The sequence below is a fragment of the Pseudomonas cyclaminis genome (genome assembly GCF_015163715.1).
Taxonomy (GTDB): Bacteria; Pseudomonadota; Gammaproteobacteria; order Pseudomonadales; family Pseudomonadaceae; genus Aquipseudomonas; species Aquipseudomonas cyclaminis.
This window is the reverse complement of the sequence record NZ_JADDUM010000278.1, coordinates 1-5,269: the sequence shown is the minus strand read 5'-3', so window position 1 is coordinate 5,269 and position 5,269 is coordinate 1. Positions and strand designations below refer to the sequence as shown.

The window sequence follows — 5,269 nt, the reverse complement described above, 5'->3', positions numbered from 1 at the left end:
TTCTGTCGGTACACGAATACAAGCATGTGCAGCGCTGGGCGGACGCGATTGATGCGCGGCCGGCGGTGCAGCGGGGGCGGCGGGGTGAACCGGGTGTCGGGCGAAGAGCAGTTGCCCGAACGCCATGACGCAAGTGACCTGGACTGATTGAGGTCCAAGTGTGGGAGGGGGCTTGCCCCCGATAGCGGTGGATCAGTCACGAATGTATCAACTGACCCACTGCTATCGGGGGCAAGCCCCCTCCCACATTTGAATCTCGGATTATTTGTAGCGCTGTTCGAACACCGCCACCTGCTCAGGCTTGATCAGTTCAAACGGCACCCACACCTCCGACTCGATCGGCTCGCCCTTGATCATCTTGAGCGCCGACTCCACCGCCTTGGTCGCCTGGGCCTTGGGGTCCTGGAACACCGACGCCGCCAGCATCCCGCGCTTGACCGCCGCCAGCCCGTCCGGCAAACCGTCGATACCGACAATCGCCACTTCCCCCTTGGCCTTGCCCGATTGCTGCAACGCCATGGCCGCGCCAATTGCCATTTCATCATTGTTGGCGACGATGGCGTCGAACTGGGTGCCCGCCAGCAACCAGTTGCTGGTCAGGTCCATGCCTTTGCTACGTTGCCATTCGGCGCTTTGTTGCTCCACCACCTTGATCCCCGGAAAGTCCTTGAGCACCTGCTTGGCGCCCTCGGTGCGGTCGTGGGTGGCGTTCTGCGCAAGGTCGCCCATGATGATCGCCACATTGCCCTTGCCACCGAGTTTTTCCGCCAGGAAGCGCATCTGCAATTGCCCGGCCTCAATGTCGTTGGAGGCCACGGTGACCACGCCCTTGGGCAGGGTGCGTTCATCCGGGTGGCGGTTGACGTACACCAGCGGCGTCTTGGCGGCCACGGCGGCGCGGGTCATGTTGGCGGTGGCGGAAGTATCCACCGGCAGTACGATCACCGCATCGACCTTCTGGTTGAGGAAGCCTTCGACCTGGTTGAGCTGGCGCACCACGTCGCCCTGGGCGTCTTCGAACTGGATCTGTACGCCGTGCTGCTTGGCGGCGCTGTCCAGGCCGTTGCGCACGTAGGTCATGAAGTTATCGTCGACCCTGGCAATGCTCACGCCGATTCGGTAATCGGCGAAGGACCATGGGCTGAACAGCAGTAACAGCGTGGCAACGATCAATGAATAGCGATGCATGAGGGTGTTCCTTTTATTGTTATAGGGTGAACGCTTGACGGAATCGCTCCAGGGCCAGCTCGCTGTCGCCGCTGGCCCAGCCTTCCAGGCCGACCACGCCGCTATAGCCTATGCCATGCAAGGCCCTGGCGATGGCCGGGTAGTGGATTTCGCCGGTGCCGGGCTCTTTGCGCCCGGGCACGTCGGCCACCTGGATCTCACCGATGGCGGGGCCAGCGCGCTGGATCAGCTCGATCAGGTTTCCTTCGCCGATCTGCGCGTGGTACAGGTCCAGGTTCATCTTCACGTGCGGGCTGCCCACGGCTTCGATCAGCGCCAATGTGTCCTCGGCGCGGGCGAACGGCACGCCGGGGTGGTCGACCTCGGTGTTGAGGTTTTCCAGCAGGAACACGCGGCCGGCGTCTTCACCCAGGCGGGCGATTTTTTCCAGGGTCTTGCAGGCGCTCAGCCACATGCGCCCGGTGGTCTGGCTCACGGGTTGCACCGGCAGGCCGCCTTCACCCAGGCCGGTACCATGCAGGTTGAGGCTGGGGCAGTTCAGGCGTGCGGCGATGCCTAAAGATTCCCGGGCACTGTCGAGCAACTGGCGGATGCCGTCGGGGTCGGTGAGGGTGCCGCTGATGTAGCCGGTCATTGAGGTGAAATCGGCACCCGTGGCGACCAGCGCGTCGATGTCCTTTTGGGTCCAATCCCAGATTTCGGCGCTGAAGCCCAGGGCGTGAATGCGTTTGACGCGCTCGACGAAGGGCAGGTCGAGAAACACCATCTCGGCACTGATCGCCAGCTTGAACGGGATCATACGGCCACCGCCTTGCCTTGCTCGAACGAGGTGATGCAGGCGCGGGCAATTGCCAGGGCCGCACGTGCGTCTTCGCCGCTGGCCAGGGGCTTGGCGCCGGTGCGCAGGCAGTCGACAAAGTGGTTGAGCTCGGCGACGTAGGCGTCGCGCAGCAGGTCGGTGTCCAGGCGCTGGGTGTCGGCCTGGATGCCTTGGGCCAGGTAGCGCGTCAGGTCGGATTCCTGCACACCACCCATGGTCAGCATGCCGGCGCTGCCGAAGACTTCGCCGCGCACGTCGTAGCCATACACGGCCTGGAAGTTGGCTTCGGCGGTGGCAATCGCGCCATTGTCGAAGCGGATCGTGACCACGGCGGTGTCGAGGAAGCCTTTGCTTTTGAATTCCGGGGCGATCAGCGCGTCGGCCATTACGTGGACTTCTACGGCTTCGGCACCGGGGTTGAGGTAGCGCAGGGTGTCGAAGTCGTGGATCAGGGTTTCGAGGAAGATCACCCATTGCGGCGAGTTGGCCGGGTTGTTCAGCGCCGGGTCGCGGGTCAGCGAGCGCAGCAGTTGCGGGGTGCCGATACGGCCGGCCAGCACGTCGAGGTGGGCGGTGCGAAAGCTCTTGGCGAAGCGGCGGTTGAAGCCGACCTGCAACGGCACGCGGGCATCGGCGGCGGCAGCGATGGCGCGGTCGGCCTCATCCAGGGTGATGGCCATGGGTTTTTCGCAGAAGATCCCTTTGCCGGCGCGGGCGGCGCTGATCACCAGTTCGGCGTGGCTGCGGGCAGGAGCGGCGATCAGCACGCCGTCGATGTCCGGGTCGTCGAGCAGTTGTTGCGGGTCGGTGTAGACCTTGTCCACGCCCAGCTCCGCTGCCAGGCGAGCGGCTTGACCCGGGGTCGGATCGGCGATGGCGGCCAGGCTGGCGCCGGGGATATGCCGCGCAGCAGTCAAGCCGTGGAAGCTGCCCATGCGACCAGCACCGATCAGGCCCAGGCGGATGTTCTGTGTACTCATGTGGTGACCCCTTCTTATTGTTGGCCTCAGGACAGTCCTGATGGGCAAAGGGGTAGGAGCAAAGCCTGTGCCAATTCGTAAGCTGTTGATAGTTATAAGTTTAAAAGAATTCAATAAACAAAATGTGTTCATTTTGATGACATGTCTATACTGACATGTCAAAAATATGAACATGGATAATCGTGATGAGCATGGCCTTCAGCGTACAAGACCTCGACTACCTGACAGCCCTCGGGCCTGCTGCGCTGAACGACGGCCCAATCAATGCCTTGGAGCAAGCGTGGCGCGATTGCCAGGCGCGTATGGTCGAACGCCCGGCCGACGTGCGCCAGGTGATCTGGGATTCCTGGCGGCGCAGCGTCGAGGCGGGTATCGATCCTGCCGACAGCCAGTACCGTTTTGTCGACCCTCACATCCTGGCGGCCACCCTGGCCAGCCACCGCGTGCTGATCGCGGCCGCTGCCCAGGTCATGCATGGCCTGCTGGCCTACAACCCTCGCGGGCATATCAACCTCACCGATGCCGACGGCACCACCCTGTATTTCTGCGGGCTGGACATCACCCCCGTGGGCAGTCGCCTGTCGGAGTCGGTACAAGGCACCAACTGCACCGGCCTGGCCCTGGCCGAAGACCGCCTGGTGTACGTGCTGGCCGAGGAAAATTTCGCCGTTGGCCTGCGCCAGCGCCGCATGCACTGCGCCGCCGCGCCAATCAGGAATGCCCAGGGCCAGACCTTGGCCATGCTCACCCTCACCGCCGAGCCCGGTTGGTTCCACTTCCACACCTTGGGCACCGTACAAGCCGCTGCCGAAGCGGTATCACGCCAGATGGCCCTGCAAGCGCTGCTTGAAGAACAGCAAACCGTACTGGAAGTGCTTAACGAAGGCCTGGTGGTATTGGATGAACGCGGCTGCATCAAGGCGCTCAACCGCTATGCCCGGCAGCTGTTCCAGGTCGGGCCGGAGTTGGTGGGCAGCCCCTTCCAGCGCCTGGGCCGCAGCGAATTGAGCGATGCGCTGGGTGAGCCGGTGCGTGACCTCGATTGCACCTTCCACCTGCACGACCGCAGCCAACTCGCCTGCCTGGTCTCGGTGTGCCCGCTGGAACAGGGTGGGGTGATCGTGTCGCTGCGCGAGAACCGGCGCATCCGCGAAATCACCCGGCGCATCGTCGGCACCCAGGCGCGGTACACCTTCGACACCCTCCAGGGCACGTCGCGGGCAATCCAGGATGCGCTGCACCTGGCGCGCATTGCCAGTCGCAGCGATTCCACCACCTTGATCCTGGGGGAAAGCGGCACCGGCAAGGAGTTGTTCGCCCAGGCGATCCATAACGCCAGCCAGCGCTGCAACGGCCCGTTCGTGGCGGTCAACTGCGGCGCGATTCCACGGGACCTGGTGCAGAGTGAACTGTTCGGCCATGTCGAAGGCGCGTTCACCGGCTCGGCGCGGGGTGGCTCGGCGGGCAAGTTCGAACTGGCGGATGGCGGCACCATTTTCCTGGATGAGATCGGTGACATGTCCTTCGATGCCCAGGTCAGCCTGCTGCGGGTGTTGCAGGAGGGTGAAATTGCGCGAGTCGGCGCAAAAAGCGCACGCCAGGTGGACGTACGCATCATCGCCGCCACCCACCGCAACCTCAGCCAGGCCGTGGCCGAAGGCGCGTTCCGCGAAGACCTCTACTACCGCCTCAACGTCCTGAACCTGACCGTGCCGCCATTGCGCATGCGCCGCGAAGACATCCCGTTGCTGGCGCGACACTTCCTCACGCGCTGTGCACGTTCGTTGCGAAAATCGGTGCAGGGTTTCTCGCCGGAGGCCTTGGCGCTGCTCTGCGCCCACGGCTGGCCGGGCAATGTGCGGGAGCTGGAAAACGCCATCGAACGGGCGACCAACCTGGCGACGGGCGAACTCATCCAATCGGCCGACTTACCCCTGGAAACCCGACCGCGAGCCACGCTGCGCCATTACGAACCCCAGCCCGCCCAAGACCTGAGCAGCCACGAAATGCACGCCATCATCGCCGCGCTCAAAAGCACCCGCGGCAACATCCGCCTGGCCGCCCAACAACTGAACGTGTCGCGGGGTGGGCTGTACAACAAAATGAGTCGGTTTGGGCTGTGTGCCGGGGATTTTCGCGGCGTATAAATTCAAAATATGGCCATAGCAGGCCTCTTTGGTGACCTGGCTTCTGTGGTGGCCTGGCTTCTGTGGTGAGCGGGCTTGCCCCGCGCTGGGCTGGCGCCAGAGCCCCATCAAGCCGCCCCCGTTTTTCCAGACAA

4 protein-coding genes and 1 pseudogene are annotated in these 5,269 nt (G+C 63.7%); 2 read left to right on the top strand and 3 right to left on the bottom strand.

The genetic code is table 11. The features are described 5' to 3' along the window. Window positions 1-147, top strand: a pseudogene (locus IQK56_RS28110) (glutathione-dependent disulfide-bond oxidoreductase); the annotation flags it as partial. 114 nt (window positions 148-261) lie between these two features. Here the strand turns inward: IQK56_RS28110 and IQK56_RS28105 are convergent. The 3 genes from IQK56_RS28105 to IQK56_RS28095 are packed head-to-tail and all read right to left on the bottom strand — an operon-like array spanning window position 262 to window position 2,988. Continuing rightward, entirely contained in the window at window positions 262-1,188 is a 927-nt protein-coding gene (locus IQK56_RS28105) for a sugar ABC transporter substrate-binding protein (RefSeq protein ID WP_122305857.1), read from the bottom strand. Window positions 1,189-1,207: 19 nt separating this feature from the next. Beyond that, complete coding sequence (locus IQK56_RS28100; RefSeq protein ID WP_150675242.1) at window positions 1,208-1,987, bottom strand: TIM barrel protein; 780 nt, start codon at window positions 1,985-1,987, stop codon at window positions 1,208-1,210. Next, entirely contained in the window at window positions 1,984-2,988 is a 1,005-nt protein-coding gene (locus IQK56_RS28095) for a Gfo/Idh/MocA family oxidoreductase (protein ID WP_193864229.1), read from the bottom strand. The genes IQK56_RS28100 and IQK56_RS28095 overlap by 4 nt, the downstream gene beginning before the upstream one ends. Window positions 2,989-3,173: 185 nt before the next feature. Between IQK56_RS28095 and IQK56_RS28090 the strand changes: the two genes are divergently transcribed. Next, entirely contained in the window at window positions 3,174-5,135 is a 1,962-nt protein-coding gene (locus IQK56_RS28090) for a sigma-54 interaction domain-containing protein (RefSeq protein ID WP_193864228.1), read from the top strand. Window positions 5,136-5,269 lie beyond the last annotated feature (134 nt).